Raw genomic sequence first — 17,780 nt, 5'->3', positions numbered from 1 at the left:
AGAAACTTTATCCATTGAACATACGTTTATACAAAAAGAATTCAATTAAAGGGAAGGGGCACTCTCATGAAAAGGATTGCATGGATTGGATCAATTACGGCCATATTCCTTATTGGAGTTGTTTTGGCGCTCCAGTTGGGTACAAGTAAAGAAAAAGTATCAGAGCAATTTGCAGAACACCTTTTCGATTATCCCCTGCCGTCTGAAACTTCACTTATTGCAAAGTATCAGTTCAATGGCAAAAATTTTGTTGATGGTGGAGGAAGCGGGGGATACTGGAACGTTGTTGCGATCATGGAATTAAGCTCTGCACTTACAAAGGAAGAAATACTGGCTTATTACCACAAGGTTGAAGCCTTCCCATACCCAAAAGGGGAGCGGAAGGGCGTAGAATTAGAGATTTATTTTGAAGATAATAGCAAAAAAATGATGAGTCCCACAGGGTTCTACTATCGAGATAAGGATGATCGTATCAGAACCATTTCAACCTATCTTGAAGAGACAGATCCTCAAGCTAACCAAGGGACAGCTGTAACAAAGTATATTCTTCAAATTACTAGCGGATTTGATTACTTCTTAAACATAAACTGAAAACTAATATTTCAAACCAAACCGTGGTCAGGAGATACAGACCACGGTTTTTTTCATTGACCAAACTTCCAAAAGATGATAAATTTGGTTAAGTGTCACGAACAAGTGTTCCCATCCGATATATATAAATAGAAACATAAAACGGGGGGAATGCACACAATATGAAAAAATCTATCAATAATTGTCTAATAAATGACCTTGCGTATCACTTCGCACAAACCCAAGACCAGCGGGCATTTAGCCAATTGTTTCTGGAATTAAAGTCACTCATTATTAATAGAGCGAGAAGTTCACATCAACGTGCACAACGTACAGGGGTAAATATACCTTTGGAGGACTTCATTTCCCACTTTAACCAGGGATTATTTCAGGCTACCAAAGGTTACGACATTGAGCTTGGAGATTTTTTACCACGTTATCACGCCAACCTACGATTACGAGAAGCAGATGTATGGCGGTATTATGAGACCCGTGGCAAAATCCAACCGGATCGCAAATATGAGAAGGCAAGGCTTCTAACATTCTCCTTGGATAAACCTGCTGGAAAGGACGATTCGGATGAGACGAACTTTACTTTACTCGATATTGTTCAAACTCCATCCGCAGAAGATGATTACCTCGAAAGGGAACATTCATGGACTCTGATAAGTGAGTTCTCAAAGATTAATAAAAGATATGCCTCAGTTATTCAACTCTTAGACAACGGCTACCCGTTAAAAGAAATTGCTTCCTTAATGGGAGAGAGTTCTTACAACTCCAAAGTGAGAAAACTTGTGCAACGCACAAAGATTAAATTTGGCGAATATCTGAATAGTCGAATTCACTATTCGTAGACTTGATTTCTTCGCTTGATGTGAAATGAGCGGATTTACGACCAAGAACAAGATGCCGCGTTTCTTTAGGAACTGAATAACAGCTTGATGATAGTGCCCCGTTGACTCCAAGTATGAGTCGTTACTCGATAAGATATCAGAGATAAAACGTGAGGAAATATCGTGGAAATTTGAACTTATACGTCCAGTTCTATTGTTGAACCGAATTAAGCGAAACGACACGGGGTACGTTTCATTGGAAGATGGGGAACAAAGCTAAAAAACTGTTTGGTTGGTCAATTCAGGAGTTTTTTTGTTATTTCTAGCAAAAAAACATTCAACAACTTATATATGAAGAGCCTAATCGTAATTTACCTATGTTAAGAGAATATCCAAAGTATTTGAGTTAGTTGATAAGTATAGCAGACTGTTTAGCTAATAAGCAGGTTTGTTCCATGAAAAATCGGCAATCTTTGTACTGGAGAGAAGCAGAAAGATTCGTTAGTAAGAAACTCAAAAACAAGCAATCTTTCGTTGCTGAGGATGTATACATGGCTTTAAATAAACGCAACAAATGGATCAATGTACTGTCCGGGGCTGAGTGAATGGCTTAAAGAACAAGTTTTGAATTCAACTATCCAACTTAAAAATATTGAAATAGAACAAAACAAAAAATTGATAAGAGAAGCGGTAGTTTATTTAGGAGATAATGATTTAGTCTGTTCAAAAACAGAAGTAGCTAGAATATCTGGCTTTCATAAATGTTCTTCTGGAACTCAGTGCAGATGATCAGATCAGGCTCAAAAGTACGCAGTGCTTCGAGATCGGGTTCATCCAACGTTCCCAAGGGCTGAACCGCGCGCAGCTTGTCGATTAGATACTCAGGAAAGCTACTAAATTCTCCGGTTACCATGACGCTGCCTGCCGGCTGCTCACCTAGAGCCAGCATATGGTCCATAAACTAGGGATTCAATGGGATTACTTAAACCAGCATTTTGGCTTGTGTGAATATAGTGCAACCCGTCCTGTTTATCCGGTGAGAACTTCGGACTTGCTCGACGTGGAGATGTGCTCCGATTATCTGGACCGGCTGACCGTGCTTCTACAGTTCCCATCGAGGAGGTCACAGCTTCGCAGTTTTTTTAAAAGGTACGCTTTCGTAACCACTGTTCCGCTGCTGTACGCCATGACAGTGTACAACAAGGGAATGGATTTATCTGCCGAAAATTGTTTTCTTGAATCTTCACCGGGTCAATCCTGGCTGGGCATGTCAGTCTAGTGGTTATTGATGCTATGCCCGAAGCATGCGAACGGCATGATTGGCGCGATACTGTTATTCCAGCTCATTTTTCCGGGAATTTATGGGAATTAATAGCGGTCATGTATAGAGTGGCCAATGTACCAAAACCGATATTATGGGAAAATGTTGCGGTCCGTATTTTCTCGCTATACGAGTAACGAATCTGGGGAACGGGTGAACAGCAGGAGCAATCTCGCGGCCGAGCAGACTTTCAATATCTGATTCATCAGGCTCCTGGTACGTTATTCGGGGAAAAACAAAACCCGCTGAGCCGCTTTTATGGCAAACCGACATTCTCTTCTGTTTCTAATACGCCCACGCGGGTTCGCAAAACCTGCTGCTTCTACTATGAGGTCTCAAGTAGTGAAGAATACTGCTCCAACTGCCCGAAGTTGAGGAGCTAAGGGATGCAAGTATTGTTCGTCCAATAGCAGCATAAGCATTAAAAACTAGCGCCTCCCAGCTCCCCGGGCGGCGCTTTGCTTTCTGTCGATCTCTTAATCTTTTTGTTCCAAAGTAGTTGAACAGTCAGCAATAATTGTCTCTGGCGTATTCAGCTCTTGACTGCACCGGCTGCGATATCGGATATAAACTGCTTGCTGATGAAGAGAAACAGCACAATCAACGGAACAACGGCAAGGAGCGTTCCCGTGATAACCATGGAATAGTCAGTCGTGTATATTCCGTTTAATGAAGATAGGGCTCCTGCAGCGTGAACTTGCTCTCGTCTGTCAGAATAATGAGCGGCCAGAGATAATCATTCCACGTGATAAAGGTGAAGGCGCGCAGGAAAGATAGTGCGGGCTGCAAAATAGTCAGCGTTATGCTCCAGTAGATGCGGAAAAAACCGCAGCCGTCAATCTTACCGGCATCCATCAGTTCAGATGGAATCGAATCCTCGGCATATTGCTTGATCCAGAAAATACCGAATGCATTTACCATACCAGGTATAATTAAGGCCTTGAACGTTCCTACCCATCCGAATTTCGCCATGATGACGAATGAAGGAACGAGCGAGAGCTGGGCCGGCGCCATCATCGTTGCGAGAAGAAGAATAAAGAGCCACTTTTTCCCCGGAAAAAGGTATTTGGCAAAGGTAATTCCAGCTAGCGAGTCAAAGAATAGAACCAGCAATGTACAAACGGTTGCGACGAACAATGTATTCAAAAACGCACCGAAAAAATCAATGTTTGCCACTACCCTCGATATATTATCAAAGAGATGACTCCCGAACCACATTTTTGGAGGATAGCTATAAATTTATGGTGTTGTATGCGTTGACATCACGAGCAGCCAGTAGAAAGGAAAGATAGAAAGGATGAAGCCGGCTATCAATTCGAGATGAAGCATTGATGTTTTCCATTTATTAATTGTCATATCTATCACCCCCGATTGTCAGTTATTATCCGATTTGCCTTGGACGAGCTTCCTGTTAACGATTGAGAACAGCGATCAGCACGAACATGCCTCAGCCAACGGGCAAGGTTTGGCCAGCACGCTGAATATGTCGGAATATCCGCCTCTCTGCCTATCTCCTTCTGCTATTTTGGGGCTATTCTATTATTTTTGTTAATATATGTATCGTTATCTAAACGCTATACGTATAAATCATAGAATACACCCTAAGGAGGTTAATATGAGAAAACGAATATCCTGGATACTGGCAGCAGTGCTTGTGCTAACGCTGCTTGTCCCGGCCGGAGCGATGGCTGCCGGTCAAGAAGGCGGAGCTGCCTATCAAGACACGCGAAAGGCAGCGGCGGAGAAAGCCAAGCTGCTGACGGACACTTTCGGCACGACAAGCGTTCAATATGCACTTATCGATCATGGCAGCATTGTCGTATCCGGACAATCCGGTCGGAATGACGAGAAAGGTAAGCGGCCGCTTACGGCGAAAACGATGTACGGCATCGGGTCGACGAGCAAGATGTTTGCAACGGCAGCCGTAATGAAGCTGGTAGACGAGGGGAAGGTCGATCTGGATAAGCCTGTCGTTAACTACATCCCAGAATTTACGATGAAAGACGAACGGTACAAGCAGATCACGCCACGCATGCTGCTCAATCATTCCGCTGGATTTAGCGGGTCTACGCTGACCAACGCTTTTTTATTCGAAGATAACGATACCTACGCTCACGATACACTTCTGAATCAATTGGCAAACCAAAAGCTCAAGGCCGATCCCGGCGCTTTTTCGGTTTATTGCAACGACTGTTTTACATTAGCTGAAATTTTGGTAGAGAAAGTCAGTGGCATGGATTTTACCTCTTTTATCCATAAGAATTTTACTGAACCTCTCGGCATGTCCGATACGAAGACACCGCTGGATCAGCCTGACGTTTCCGGTATGGCGGGACTCTACATTCCTTCCGATGAGACACAGTTGCCGAACGAGTCGGTTAACGTCATCGGTACGGGCGGCATCTATTCCACGGCTGAAGACCTGGCCCGATTCTCGCAAATTTTCACTGGACAAGCTGCCGGCACACTCTCCAAGGAATCCGTAAAGGCGATGGAGCAAGAGGAATACAAGAAAGGCCTATGGCCCGAAGAGGCGGACACGTCTATAAGCTACGGGCTCGGCTGGGACAGCGTCACCCTGTTCCCGTTCGGCGATTACGGCATCAAGGCGCTTACAAAAGGCGGCGACACGATTCTGTATCACGCATCTCTCGTTGTGCTTCCCGAACATAACATGGCGGCTGCGGTCCTCTCTTCCGGCGGGTCCAGCACGACAAATCAACTGCTTGCGAATGATATGCTGCTTCATGCGCTGAAAGAGAAAGGAATCGTTACCGAAATCAAGCCCGAGAAAACCTATGGCAAACCGACAGCAGCGCAGATGCCGCAGGAATTGCTGAAGAACGCGGGGCTATACGGAATGACCACCCAGTTGATCAAAGCGGATATCGCACAAACTGGTGAAATGACGCTTTCTTATCTGCAAATGCCTGACTACCCAGCCGAGAAATATGTCTATACGGCAGATGGTTCTTTCGTAAGTGCGGACGGAAATGCTAAGGTCAGCTTCGTGACTGAGGAGAATGGACGTACTTACTTGTGGACCAAACAATATATCACAATCCCGGGGCTCGGCCAGACGGCCTTGTCGCATTATTCGGCGGAGAAGCTCGCATCCAATGACATCCCGGAAGAAACGGCTGCGGCCTGGACACTGCGCGACGGCAAGAAATATTACTCGATCAACGAGAAATATACATCTGTGGCGTACATGATCATACCCGCCCTTCAAGTGAATTTGTCCAAGGAAGCACCCGGTTATATGTCCGACAAAAAGATTACAGGCCCGAACGAAGCTTCCAGCGATTTGCAAATTTCAGGGATGAACGGCAGAGACATGTCTGGCTATAACTTCTTCACGCAGGATGGGACCGAGTATCTCGAAGTCGCCGGCAGCCTGTTTGTGCACGAAGATGCAATGAAGTCCGTTTACCCTGGTAAAAAGTCGTCGGTTACCATTTCGGCGAGCGGCCATGCTAAGTGGTACATGTTGTCCGAAAAGACCGCGGGCAAGACCGTGAAGGTGAAGATGCCGGCAACCGGCTCATTCGCAATCTACGACGAGAAAGGCACATGTATATACTTCAGCGTCGTTAGCAGCGATCAAAAGATTGTTCTCCCCGAGAAAGGCTCCCTTGTTTTTGCGGGTGAAGCTGGGGCGAAGTTTGAACTGTCGTTAAAATAAATCGGCGAAGTAGGAGTGTTCAAACGAGGCGATCGACTTAGTTTGACTTGGCAGCTGCGTTTACAGTCTATTGATATTTTCGACCCTTCTGAGGGAGCACTCCTGCAGTTGTTCGATATAGTAAAAAGTGCAAGAAGTAATGGACCAAATTGAGTATAGCCGCCAATAAAATGGCGGCTTGTTTCATTTCACAAGTGTATATGTCGGACGACAAGAACATGAATACATATTTTTTGAGGCTGACGATTTTATAATTCGAAAAGCCGCTTGGGATCAACCTTTTAACAGTCGAAAAATCTCGGGATTTTTGCGACGATCCTTCCGCATCGCGCCAATAGCGGTTGCGCCTTTTCGAAGCCCGATCGCCTGGGGCTGCGTCGACCACGGTGGCCTAGTTAGTTGTGTGCGACGGCGCGGATTTCAATCAGTTGGTGAGGGAACGCCAGACCCGATACGCCGATGAGGGTGCCGGCCAGCCGATTTATGAGAAGGAGTAGTTTTTCAAAAAAGGTAAGAGGGATAGTCGCTTACAATAAGGTTTGGTCCTCCTGCTAAAAATATCGAGGATAAATAGATACTAGACCTATGCTATTAAACTACACGGGTAACAATAGTTGAATAATACAAATGGATGAGCAGGACATTCAGTTTCCTGCTCGTTTTATGAATCTATCGAGCAGATTAGTTCAGTAAGCAATACAGGAATAAAATGTATTCGTGAAGAATTAAATACTGAATATCTGGCGAAATCAGAGGGAGTAAGATGAAAAATAATATATCGATTGCACTAAGACTGACTATAGAATTATCTATCCCAGATGTGAAATTTGCTTTTGTAGGCGGATCCGTAGGTCGTGGGGACGATGATGAATGGAGTGATATCGATTTAACGATCTGTGTCGAAGATGCGAGATATCATTGTAATAGAAACATTATTTTTGAGGGAGAAACGGTACAACTATTTATCACACACCCTTATGAGTGGGAAGCTGTAGAAAAGAATCCGTTAGAGTATCGATTTTTACTGGAGTCATTACTAGTATATGATCCTAACTCTATTTTTTCTTCGTTAATAGAAAAGTCACGAGCGTATCTTCAATCATCATTAGGGAAACAGAGAATATTTGTTGATTGGATTAACTTAGTGACTCAACGTCAGGATTGGGCTAGAGAAAAAATTCTAGCAGGCAAATTGCTCTCAGCAACTGTCGCTGCTGGAGCTGCTTTTGCTGATGCTGCTTTTATGTTTCTTTATTTCAATCAAAGTTCATTATCTACTGGCGAACTAATACCTTTTCTTGATAAAAATTGTTCGGGTTTTGCTGAATATATTACAATATGTCATTGGCTTGATAACACGGAAAACAATGTTACTTTCATTATAAGAACCGTTGAACAATATAGAGAGCACTTCAGAAAAAAAACTCCTGAACACTGGAACAACTTTGATTTATCACCGATACAAGACATTCTAATGGGTAATAAAGCTAAACGATTAATCCGAACCAAACAGTTTACTAACCTCAAATGGCAATTTGCAGGTGAGGCATTTGGATTGTTCCTATCAACATCTCAAGGACATACCCTAGAGGATCATATAACTTCTCTGCCATATCAACTGCAAGTTGATTTAAGGGTACTCGGTTTTGTGGCATTAAGCGTTAAAGAAGTTCAGCGATTGATCGAGTTAAGTGAAGAACTTAAAAGCCTTGTACACCAGCATTATTAATCAGTTTTTGGAGATCAAGAAAAGAACAAACGGGCAGTTTAGCTCAATAAACACGAAGAAAAGGCAGCCATTATAAATGGCTGCCTTTTCAGGCTGTCGAGACTTTCTCGACAGTCTAAGTCCATCGAGACTAGTTGGACTGTTTTGCGGATAAAATCGAACGCGGCCATGCGTCACCCGATATAAACAACCGTCCCCCCGCGCCGAAACGCACCCGGCAGTTCTCTCTCCAGCAGCTCAAGCCTGCGCAGCATATGCTCCTGGGCGTCGCCGCTCATCTTAGAAGCTACCCAGTCCTTGAGCAGGGTGATTTCTTCCAGAATCGAGGTCACATCCTCTCTCTCCACATCCGTGCCCCCTTGAAACAATGCGGTCCACTGGAGACTCAGCTCCTCGGCCGCCGGCTCCCAGTACTTTTTATAGAAGGCTTCCGTCGCAACCGGCAGCATGAACGAGCGTTCGAATTCATCTTCTGGATCGATGATAATAGCGCTAATCGACATCTTTACTTCACTCCAAATCTTATCGTAAATGTGTGATCCGGGAATTCCTGGCGCAAACGGTTCAGGCTGTTCTCTGCCGCGGCCCGCAGCTCCGGCGAGTCTCCATCAAGCTGGAACTGGAAGTTGCGGATTCCCTTGATTTCCTCCAAGGTCGGAAGTTCGGATGTTCCATCCGGCGTTGTCCTTGTACCGACTGCCTTCTCCATCAGGTTGTTGATCCGTGTCCGCGTTTTCTGGTAGAGCTGTTTATCCGTAAACTGCTTCGGCGTCTGCTGCGGCTTGCCGGTTTTGGGATGAATGCGATTAAGGCCTTCGGCCGACTTGGCTTCATAGAAAATACCGTTCTCAACGTCAATGCCGTCGAACTCTCCTAGCGCACCGTTGCGGCTGTCGTACAGTTCTACGCCTTTGTACTTCGCCTTACTCCAGTGCACGTAATCATCCGAGTCTTTCGGCGGGGCTTGCTCCTGCTCATCGGAATCGGGTTTCTCTCCAAGCCGATCTCCGTCCGGCTTGCGGGGGACGTCCGGTTCAGGCTTGGTCCGGCGCCCGAGCAGCTTCTCCAGCCAGTTCTTGAGCCGCTCACCGCCTTTCTTGGCCAGATGGCCAAACGGCACACGGCTGAGCGCGAGTGCGAGTAAAGCCGCGGCGGCATTCTCAGGCGTGAGCAGCCGCTTCGGATCCCGGATATTTTTCGCGAGCTCATGGCCGCTGCCGGGGATGCTCGACGCGGTCAGCGCGATGCCGAGCGCCGGCCAGAAGCCAACGAACAGCAGGGAGAGGGCGAACGCTCCAAGCACGATAGCCCCCTTTTCCCAGTAGCTGAGGCGGTCCCACCAATTTTGCAGCGAGTCGAACATGCAGGAGAAGCAAGCGGCGTCATCAGGCTGCACGGGTGCCTGCCAATAGGCCGCGAAGCCCGCAAGCAGGCCCGCGCCGATCAGCAGTGCGGTGAGACCTGCCGCCATCCGGTAATGTAGCTGCATCCGGCCGCGCAGATCTTCTTGGACGGAAACCGCCTCGGAATTGCCGTATAGCAAAGAAAATCCCATTTCCCGGCGCTCTCTCGTCCAGGCCATGACACTGGCGAATCTCTCCCTCCTCTGGAAGAAGGCCGCCGACATATGCCGCAGCTCGGTGAGCGGGTCTATGAACCGCTCGCCTGTCATCATCGGGAGCTGATTCCTTACCCGATTGAGCGCGATGTAATCCAGAATTAACCCCAGGACTAGCATCAGCAGAAAAACATCCTTCGTTTGATAGCCGCTGCCGGTCCATTCGTGGATCTTCATGACCCAGTCCGGCAAAGAGTACTGTCCGTTATAAGCGGCATGGTCAAGGATCGACCAGGCGAGCAGCAGCGCAGGCAGTGAATAGATCGCGTTCGTCAGCCGCTTGCGGAACTGCACGGCCATCCCGACTCCGAGAGCGACCATCGCTGTGTGGACGGGATGGCTGACCGTCATGAGGCTTGGGAAAAAGCTTTCTTCGAACCGACCGGGAAATAGCGTCCAGAAATCCCAGTGGATCGTCTCTCCTCCCAGCATCGTCGTACTGTAACCGTACGTCCGACCAATAATCCCGGAGTTGAGCCACCTGCGGCTCAGCTCTTCCATGAGCTGGAAGCCGACGCCCGCTGCCGCTCCTGCCAGCGTATAGTCGCCCAGGCTCATCGATGATGCCCGGCGCGAGAAGAAAAGATACAGGCAGAGAGGGATCAGCTTCCATACCTCCTCCACGATGGGGGTGACCACCGCGACCGACCAGGTGTCCGACGTCTTGCCGTCGAACAAGCCGTGTGCAAACATAATCGTCCATGCCGTAATCGGGATCACGAGAACGATACCGAGCAGCATGAACATGGCGGTTTTCTTCCAAGTAAACGTTTTACTCCGGCATAACAGCCAGAAATGCAGCATCACGTAGAATGACCATAGATACTGTACCAGCATCGTTCGCGAATCACGAAAAAAGAACAAGCCCGCGATGAACAGAAGCAGTGAGAGCCAGCACCATATCGCATAGACGGTTTTGAGCCACGGATAACGCTTCGGTATTTCTCGTACGAATTGGTAAATAGCTTCCGCGTAGTCTCTGACAACGCTTCGGATCCGCCTTATCGTATCCGTATCAATCCCTCCTTACCCAACTTTCCCCGTGAAAGCAGGCAAATCCTCTTTCCAAATCATACTCGATAATCCGGTCATTGAATCATGAATAAGAAGAGATTGTTAAAAATTGGACTTTATTCCCAATTCGATTGAACTACTTGACGTGTTTGGCGTGTCATTATTGTCGAATCAAGAGGGATGATGCAGAGGGAAGAAGCCTTGGAGCAATTTGCCGGAACGGTGCTGGCGATCTCGCATGACCGTTATTTTATTAATCGGCTAGCTAAGCGAGTGTGGGAGCTGAAACAGGGGACGATTGCCGAATATTTGGGCAATTATGATGACTTTAAGACGAGGCGGCAGCAGGAGAGAACAAACGGATCGTCTGCTGGAAACATGGATGAATATATCCGAGGGATAGAGGGATGTTTCTAGTATTTCTATCAATTTTTCAACGACTGGGTCATTTCCTGATTCAGATATGGTAAACTAAATGTTGGAAATGACAAGTCCGAGGGAGTGGAACGATGGAACAATTGATCGGGAAGAGAATACAGCATGATATCTTGAACGCATATGGCGTTACGATTGTACCGGCCAATTCTTTTATTTCTCGCGAGTCACTACAAATTATGATAAACCATCGGATAGATTTAAATGCTATTGTTCTGGCATCTGAGCAGAAGCTCTCTACTCCAAAAAAGAGCATTCAAATCGGAGAGCTCGTGCAGCAGACGGTTAGTGTATCGAAGGAGCTGTTCGAGTCGATCTTATTGTCCCGCAAGGTGCCTTTGATGGAGATTCGCAATCAGGTTCTGCCTGCTATTGTACAGCTCTCCAAAAACCAAAATATTTTTGAATTGTTTGAAGCGTTGAAGGCGAAGGATGATTATATTTACGAGCATAATGTGGGAGTTGGGGTCATATCGACGCTCATTGGCAGATGGATGAATCTAGAGGAGTCGGAGCTTATGATTTTGTCCTTGGCGGCGACGCTGCATGATGTAGGCAAAGTGAAGCTTCCGCTCGAGGTATTGAATAAACCGGGCAAGCTGAACGAGGTAGAATTTCAACTAGTCAAGAAGCATACCATTTTGGGCTACGAGCTTCTCAAGGGAACGACTGGCATAAGCCTGCGGATCGCACGCGTTGCGCTGCAGCATCATGAGCGTGAGGATGGGATGGGCTATCCACTTGGAATCAAGAAAGAAAATATAGATTTATTCAGCTCGATTGTAGCGGTTGCCGATATTTTTCATGCGATGTCCTCGAAGCGGCCTTATCATGAGCCGTTGTCGTTCCATGAAATCGTCAGCCAGATGAGCGACGGCAAATTTGGCGCATTAAACCCGCAAATCATTTCGGTGTTTATTGAAAATATGATGAAGCGGTTAGTAGGGAAGCAAGTGCTGCTGACGGATGGACGCGAGGGTGAGGTCGTTTACATCAACCCGCATAATATCGAGACGCCTTTAATTAAGCTGGCGGATTATTTCCTCGATTTAAGCCAAGAGCGTAACGTTCACATCAAGTCCATTATTGCTTAAAATAAACGAGCCTTCTTGCTGCTAATCAACATTTGTTGATTAGCAGCTTTTTTTCGTACCCTTTTAACCTTCGAAATCCTCAGATGCGCTTGTATGCAAGCCGTCTTCCTCGTTGTCTCTGATGGTCTTCTGCAAGACAAGGCATGCGACAATTAGGAAAGCGCCGGCAATTGCGTAGTAGCCTTTGACGTACAGCGGCTCCTCAAGCACGTAAATCCCGATATATTGAGCAAGAATAGCGAGGATGAAGCCTGCCCAAGCCATGAAAGTGAAGGCTGATGTATTGCGGTTTCTGTACCCCGGGTTATATTCCTTAAGAAATTTATCCTCATCGTTGTCTCGCGCTACCTTTTGGAGGACAAAGGAAGTGATGATTAAGAGAATGCCGGTTACGGCGTAATAGCCTTGAACGGACATCGGCTGCTTGAGCGTATAAATGCCGACGAATTCGAAGCCGCAAGCGATGAGAAAGGCTGCCCATGCCATAAACGTATAGGTTGGGGTGTTGCGGCGGCGATAAAAGTTTGCGGACTTGCGAACATGCATCGTTTCTATTTTTTTCATTTGAGATTGCCTCCCGAATCGAGTTGTTGTTGATGTCTTTAGTTTACTGCATTTTCCTGTAACCAAAAGTACCAACTTCTTATAGTACCAGGTGCTAGTGGAGAGCTGCATGATGGGACTAAAGTCAGAGTACTGATTTTGCAGGTGAACACTATTCATGAATGCAAAACGGCGTCAACCTGTCACGCGCACGCGATCAGGACGACACCGTTTTTTGGCTGTGGCTTAGCGCTTTCGGAGTACAAAAAACTCGCATTCCTTACGATTATGATAGGCAATATCACTAACTCCTGACTGGGTCACGATGGTGCTATCGTCAAACCGTATGACCAGCGAGCTGGAATCGATGAGCTGATTGTCCTGAAAAACGCGAATGCGCTGCTGCAGCTCGATTACCTCTTCAAAATCCTGATCGGTGCTCAGACGTCGATTTATGGCCATAGGTATACTCCTCGATAGATAAAATGATTTCTTCTAGTCTATCCCATGTGTAATTGAGTTGCAAAGCCTCTTTGTTCGTAAGGCCATGCCTATATTACATTGTAGTCACGAGATCCCCTTTCGTTGTGGATGAGCTGCATGCCCCCGATCACCTGATGAGGTATGGTCGTCTTCTTTTTTGGCCGAGTTTGGCATAAGTATGGGTAAGAGAAGCGGGCATGATGATGCGGGAGGGGATCGGATTGGCGAAATGGGGGAGGAAAGGCTGGCGGTTCAGGCCATTTGGCGGAAGCCGAATGCAGCTCTGGTCAGGCCGCCCATCCTCAAAGGTAAGAACGGTTAGCTGGGGAAGCCGCAGCAGCTCTGCCTCAACGCGTTCCACGCCGAAAAAATGGGGTTCAGGAGCAAGCGCAGCCTCTTCAAAATGGGGAATGCGATCAAGCTCCAGCGGCGGAAAATGGGGAACTCGGCGCCCAGCGCTAAGATTTGGCAGCGGAGTGCGAAGCAAGAGCAGCAGCTCAGGCGGCAATTGGGGTACAAATCCCCCTAGGCCGCGTATAAGACGTCGTACAATCGTTATTATTACACTTCTTGTCATGATGGTTTTTTCGATACAGTCCTTCGTATATATGGAACGGAATTTGCGTCCGCCGCTCATGAATATCGCCAAAATACGAGTTAAGCAGGTCGCAACGCAGGCGATTAACAAAGCTATAACGGAGCAGGTTGCGAACCGGTCGGAAACCGATAAGCTGATTGATTGGAAAATGAACAGCAACGGCAAAATTTCTGGCTTCATGCTGAATTATGCCGAGCATATGAGCATTACCTCGCAGACGATCAATACCGTTCAACAGACCTTAAACGATATGAAGGATATCCCTGAGCATATTCCGATCGGGCATGCGCTGAACAGTGCGATTATATCCTCATATGGACCAAGAGTGCCGGTCAAATTCGAGCCGGTTGGCGCCGTGAAGGTTGATCTTAGCACGCGTCAGAAGGACGCCGGCATCAATATGATTTTAGTGGAGGTATATATAAGGATCATTGCGGAGGTTACGATTATTATTCCCTTTGATACCGAGCCGGAGCTCGTAGAAACCGATATCCCGATTTCGTATCTGCTCGTAGTCGGAGATGTGCCGATGTATTATTACGACAATACCGGCAAGCCTGTCGGCGAATCGGCTGCGCAAGCGCCAAACATTTCCGTACCGCTAGGCCAAGGCTCTGGAAGCGGCGGCGTCACGACGAGTCCTCAAAGCAGCGGCAATGACGAATCCTCTATTGAAGGAGGGGCAAATACGGGGGCATCTACAGAAGCGTCGACAGAGGAATCAAGCGCCTCAAATGCGCATAATAATGCGTCAGGCAATGCTGGTGATGCCTCCTCCGAATAGCTTCTGCAAATAAAAACGACTTTATTGTCCTCTGAACAAGAAGACGATAAAGTCGTTTTATTGTAAAATCGTTTATTTCTTCATTTGCCAGCGCGAATTCGTTTGCGCTCTGCCTGCTCCCACCGGCGCAGCATGGGATACGGGTCAAACGACCACTCGATGAGTCCTCGGTCGCTATATACGCCATAGTGCAGGTGCGGCGGGAATTTACCCGACGTTCCCGGCTTGCCATAACCGGAGCTGCCAACCCAGCCTACGACCTGACCGGGCTTGACGACATCGCCGATATTGACCGTTTTGTCATAGCCGGATAGATGTGCGTAATAGTGGTAAAAGTTGTTCAGATCGCGAATGCCGATGCGCCAGCCTCCATAAGGATTCCAACCCTTTACTTCAACAATGCCGTAGCAGGTGCTTCGTACAGGCAGCCCGTGGCTAGCGAAAATATCGGTACCCTCATGCGTTCGCCTGCCGCCCCAGCTTCGGCCGGTTCCCCATGTGCTGTTATAGGCATAATTGCTGCCCACCGGAACGGGAAAAGCGTGCTCGAACAGGTCGAGCCGACCGAACGCAGCATAAATGCGGGCAAATTGCTGAATGCGCTGAACGGATCGATTATTTTGGTAATATTCCCAAAGTCCGATTGCAAAGTCATCCTCTGTGGCTCCATAAGCAGCAACACGGCTTACGAGTGAATAAAGCAGATCTACGTCGCTCGTTCGCTCCGCTTGTCCGTTGCCGTCGCCATCTCGCCCAAGACCGTTAAAGAAGCGAATGGAGGCAGGCGAGCTGTCCTCTATATTCGGATTAAGCGGACCGACCCACTGTTCTTGGTCAATAAATACGCCTACGGTGCTGCCAAGCATCGGCCGAGCCTTGGGACGAACCTTCGACATGGACCGCTCGTATTGATCAATTGCCGCAATCCAGTTCCATGGAATTTCAGTAAACAAACTTAATTTCTCATACAAGCCTCTCCTAGCCGGAAGAGGATCGGGTTCGGCTGCTGCCGGCTGCTCATTTTCCGCCTTGGTCCGCGGTTTAAGGGTTGATAATGCATTTGCCTGACCGCCAGGGAAGACAATGAGCAGGGAAGCAGCGGTAATGGCTGCGGCAATAGAAATAGTCAGTTTCAAACGTCTCACCCTTCCAAAAGCATGACGGATATAACGTTATGTTTTGCAAATCATTGGTTTTTATTCGTTCTGTGTGATTTAGACGTTTAATGGTCAGTTTGAGTGATCATCGAAACGAATACCTGAGAAAGTGCTTTTTTTTATTTGAAACATGTTATAATAACCCCATGAGTTTACGATTTATAAATGAACGTGAAAGCAGGTAAACCCCATGAAACAACGAGAAACACTTCCAAAGCCAGATTGGCTGCGTATAAAATTAGCGACAGACGGCAACTTTGCCGAAATTAAAAATATGATGCGCTCCAAGACGTTACATACCGTTTGCGAGGAAGCGCGTTGTCCAAACATCTATGAGTGCTGGGCTAATCGCACGGCTACCTTTATGATTTTGGGAGACATTTGTACGCGTGCTTGCCGGTTCTGCGCGGTTAAGACGGGAATGCCGACAGAGCTTGATTTGGACGAACCGGAACGCGTTGCGGAGGCTGCCGAGCAAATGGGCTTGCAGCACTGCGTTGTTACCTCGGTAGCACGTGATGATCTTAAGGATGGCGGAGCTTCTATATTTGCCGCAACGGTGCACGCTATTCGCAAACGGATGCCGTTTTGCCGTGTTGAGGTGCTGATCCCCGATTTCCTAGGCAATAAAGATGCGCTGCAAATAGTAATGGATGCTAATCCGGACATACTGAATCATAACGTAGAAACGGTGGAGAGACTTTCCGATCGCGTTCGCGCTAGAGCGAAGTACAGCCGTACGATGGAGCTTCTAAAGCGGGCCAAGGAAATGAAACCAAAAATTCCAACCAAATCGAGCATCATGCTTGGCGTGGGCGAGGAATGGGATGAAATTTTGCAAACGATGGACGATCTTCGCGCCAACGATGTGAATATTTTGACATTAGGTCAATATTTGCAGCCGACGCCAAATCATTTGCCGATCGTACGTTATGTCCACCCAGATGAATTCGCAAAATTAAAAGAAGAAGGGCTGAAGCGTGGATTCAGACATGTAGAATCCGCACCGCTAGTACGCAGCTCTTACCATGCGCATGAGCAGACCGATTCGGCACATGCAGCGATTGCTGCAGAAACCGTAGAAACGGTATTGAACCGGGAGCTTTCCTCCGGTGCTTGCTCGAGCAGCATGTAACTGACGCTCAAGATGAGGTGGAGAACATGGCATTAATTCATATCGGCGGAAAATCTTACGAAATTGTTCAAGAGAATCGAAACGGCTGGAATCCTGAAGCTTTTCGTGATCGATACAGCGAAGTGCTAGAGCGTTACGATTTTATCGTTGGAGACTGGGGCTATAGCCAGCTTAGGCTTAAGGGTTTTTTCCGCGATAATCATCAGAAGGCAACGAAGGAGAGCAATCTCTCCGGGATGCCGGATTACATCAACGAATATTGCAATTTTGGCTGCGCTTATTTTATTCTCGAAAAAACGCAAAGCACGAAGCGTGAGCCAGACGATTATGATTTGGACGCTGATGATCAACGGCCTCGTATCGAAGCTGCGGATCTTCTTGCGGCAGCAGCTGGCTTACTTGAGGTTTCCGAGGGCGTGGATGCAGATGATGATGATGAGGTTGCAAGCGCGAAGGAAGCTATTACAGCGCCATCGCATGAGAGACCTAATCGGAACCACTCCCATAACCGAGAAAATCGCCATAGAAGCTCCAACCGCAGCAATAACGAAAGCAAGGGCGGCAGCGACAGCTTGAATGCTGGCGAAGGCCGAAACGGCGGTGAGCAGCAGGGCGGCGGGAAGCGTGAACAACAGCAGCGCAAGGGCGGCTTTAAAGGCAACGACAACCGCGGGAAGAAACCGTTCCGGCTTGCAGCCGGCGAGACCGCAGCCGCATCCGCCGAAGGGAACAGACCAAACAAAAAAGACACGGAGCGCCTGTAATTGGCGCTGTCGTGTCT

Annotated in this window: 17 protein-coding genes and 2 pseudogenes; 11 read left to right on the top strand and 8 right to left on the bottom strand. The window is 47.5% G+C overall.

Annotated elements, in window-relative coordinates; all coding sequences use genetic code 11:
* The first annotated feature begins 66 nt into the window (after nucleotides 1–66).
* From AC1TPC_RS13510 to AC1TPC_RS13500, 3 genes are all read left to right on the top strand, one after another.
* Nucleotides 67–591: a hypothetical protein gene (locus AC1TPC_RS13510; RefSeq protein ID WP_482067356.1), complete on the top strand. Its 525-nt coding sequence runs from the start codon at nucleotides 67–69 to the stop codon at nucleotides 589–591.
* A 161-nt stretch (nucleotides 592–752) separates the two neighbouring features.
* A complete protein-coding gene (locus AC1TPC_RS13505) occupies nucleotides 753–1,424 on the top strand; it encodes an RNA polymerase sigma factor (protein ID WP_482067355.1) in 672 nt (223 codons plus the stop codon).
* A 434-nt stretch (nucleotides 1,425–1,858) separates the two neighbouring features.
* Entirely contained in the window at nucleotides 1,859–2,008 is a 150-nt protein-coding gene (locus tag AC1TPC_RS13500) for a hypothetical protein (protein WP_482067354.1), read from the top strand.
* A gap of 134 nt (nucleotides 2,009–2,142) precedes the next feature.
* Here AC1TPC_RS13500 and AC1TPC_RS13495 read toward each other — a convergent pair whose 3' ends face one another.
* Nucleotides 2,143–2,361 (bottom strand): hypothetical protein, encoded by a 219-nt coding sequence (locus AC1TPC_RS13495; protein ID WP_482067353.1) that lies wholly within the window; start codon nucleotides 2,359–2,361, stop codon nucleotides 2,143–2,145.
* Nucleotides 2,362–2,864: 503 nt separating this feature from the next.
* Here AC1TPC_RS13495 and AC1TPC_RS13490 point away from each other — a divergent pair.
* On the top strand, nucleotides 2,865–3,107 hold the full coding sequence (locus tag AC1TPC_RS13490) for a (2Fe-2S)-binding protein (protein ID WP_482067406.1): 243 nt from the start codon (nucleotides 2,865–2,867) through the stop codon (nucleotides 3,105–3,107).
* Between the two features lie 149 nt (nucleotides 3,108–3,256).
* On the opposite strand, the pseudogene AC1TPC_RS13485 reads toward AC1TPC_RS13490, so the two are convergent.
* Nucleotides 3,257–4,080, bottom strand: a pseudogene (locus tag AC1TPC_RS13485) (carbohydrate ABC transporter permease).
* Nucleotides 4,081–4,339: 259 nt separating this feature from the next.
* Here AC1TPC_RS13485 and AC1TPC_RS13480 point away from each other — a divergent pair.
* Both AC1TPC_RS13480 and AC1TPC_RS13475 read left to right on the top strand, forming a co-directional pair.
* Nucleotides 4,340–6,409 (top strand): serine hydrolase domain-containing protein, encoded by a 2,070-nt coding sequence (locus AC1TPC_RS13480; RefSeq protein WP_482067352.1) that lies wholly within the window; start codon nucleotides 4,340–4,342, stop codon nucleotides 6,407–6,409.
* Nucleotides 6,410–7,172: 763 nt separating this feature from the next.
* Nucleotides 7,173–8,138: a nucleotidyltransferase domain-containing protein gene (locus AC1TPC_RS13475; protein ID WP_482067351.1), complete on the top strand. Its 966-nt coding sequence runs from the start codon at nucleotides 7,173–7,175 to the stop codon at nucleotides 8,136–8,138.
* A gap of 173 nt (nucleotides 8,139–8,311) precedes the next feature.
* On the opposite strand, the gene AC1TPC_RS13470 is transcribed toward AC1TPC_RS13475, so the two are convergent.
* A complete protein-coding gene (locus AC1TPC_RS13470) occupies nucleotides 8,312–8,641 on the bottom strand; it encodes a hypothetical protein (RefSeq protein ID WP_482067350.1) in 330 nt (109 codons plus the stop codon).
* Between the two features lie 2 nt (nucleotides 8,642–8,643).
* Nucleotides 8,644–10,593: a PrsW family glutamic-type intramembrane protease gene (locus AC1TPC_RS13465; RefSeq protein ID WP_482067349.1), complete on the bottom strand. Its 1,950-nt coding sequence runs from the start codon at nucleotides 10,591–10,593 to the stop codon at nucleotides 8,644–8,646.
* 357 nt (nucleotides 10,594–10,950) lie between these two features.
* Here AC1TPC_RS13465 and AC1TPC_RS13460 point away from each other — a divergent pair, with 357 nt between their 5' ends.
* Both AC1TPC_RS13460 and AC1TPC_RS13455 read left to right on the top strand, forming a co-directional pair.
* Nucleotides 10,951–11,187 carry a hypothetical protein gene (locus AC1TPC_RS13460; protein WP_482067348.1) on the top strand — a complete coding sequence of 79 codons (237 nt, stop codon included), beginning with the start codon at nucleotides 10,951–10,953 and terminating at the stop codon, nucleotides 11,185–11,187.
* A 92-nt stretch (nucleotides 11,188–11,279) separates the two neighbouring features.
* Nucleotides 11,280–12,299, top strand: a complete 1,020-nt coding sequence (locus tag AC1TPC_RS13455; protein WP_482067347.1) for an HD-GYP domain-containing protein — start codon at nucleotides 11,280–11,282, stop codon at nucleotides 12,297–12,299.
* Between the two features lie 63 nt (nucleotides 12,300–12,362).
* On the opposite strand, the gene AC1TPC_RS13450 is transcribed toward AC1TPC_RS13455, so the two are convergent.
* The 3 genes and pseudogenes from AC1TPC_RS13450 to AC1TPC_RS13440 all read right to left on the bottom strand — a co-directional run bounded on the left by AC1TPC_RS13450 (nucleotide 12,363) and on the right by AC1TPC_RS13440 (nucleotide 13,304).
* On the bottom strand, nucleotides 12,363–12,563 hold the full coding sequence (locus tag AC1TPC_RS13450) for a YiaA/YiaB family inner membrane protein (protein WP_482067405.1): 201 nt from the start codon (nucleotides 12,561–12,563) through the stop codon (nucleotides 12,363–12,365).
* Nucleotides 12,564–12,647: 84 nt separating this feature from the next.
* Nucleotides 12,648–12,785, bottom strand: a pseudogene (locus tag AC1TPC_RS13445) (YiaA/YiaB family inner membrane protein); the annotation flags it as partial.
* A gap of 303 nt (nucleotides 12,786–13,088) precedes the next feature.
* Nucleotides 13,089–13,304 (bottom strand): hypothetical protein, encoded by a 216-nt coding sequence (locus tag AC1TPC_RS13440; RefSeq protein ID WP_482067346.1) that lies wholly within the window; start codon nucleotides 13,302–13,304, stop codon nucleotides 13,089–13,091.
* 218 nt (nucleotides 13,305–13,522) lie between these two features.
* On the opposite strand from AC1TPC_RS13440, the gene yunB reads away from it, so the two are divergent.
* Nucleotides 13,523–14,707: a sporulation protein YunB gene (yunB, locus tag AC1TPC_RS13435; protein WP_482067345.1), complete on the top strand. Its 1,185-nt coding sequence runs from the start codon at nucleotides 13,523–13,525 to the stop codon at nucleotides 14,705–14,707.
* A gap of 80 nt (nucleotides 14,708–14,787) precedes the next feature.
* On the opposite strand, the gene AC1TPC_RS13430 is transcribed toward yunB, so the two are convergent.
* The gene (locus tag AC1TPC_RS13430) at nucleotides 14,788–15,843 is read right to left on the bottom strand and encodes a M23 family metallopeptidase (protein ID WP_482067344.1); all 1,056 of its coding nucleotides are present in this window, start codon (nucleotides 15,841–15,843) and stop codon (nucleotides 14,788–14,790) included.
* 211 nt (nucleotides 15,844–16,054) lie between these two features.
* On the opposite strand from AC1TPC_RS13430, the gene lipA reads away from it, so the two are divergent.
* Nucleotides 16,055–16,999 (top strand): lipoyl synthase, encoded by a 945-nt coding sequence (gene lipA, locus AC1TPC_RS13425; protein ID WP_482067343.1) that lies wholly within the window; start codon nucleotides 16,055–16,057, stop codon nucleotides 16,997–16,999.
* A gap of 26 nt (nucleotides 17,000–17,025) precedes the next feature.
* Nucleotides 17,026–17,763, top strand: coding sequence for a YutD family protein (locus tag AC1TPC_RS13420; RefSeq protein WP_482067342.1), 738 nt, complete (start codon nucleotides 17,026–17,028; stop codon nucleotides 17,761–17,763).
* Nucleotides 17,764–17,780 lie beyond the last annotated feature (17 nt).

The organism is Paenibacillus sp. Y280 (genome assembly GCF_056786335.1).
The sequence above is the reverse complement of the archived record's forward strand: the minus strand, read 5'-3'. Positions and strand labels throughout refer to the sequence as shown.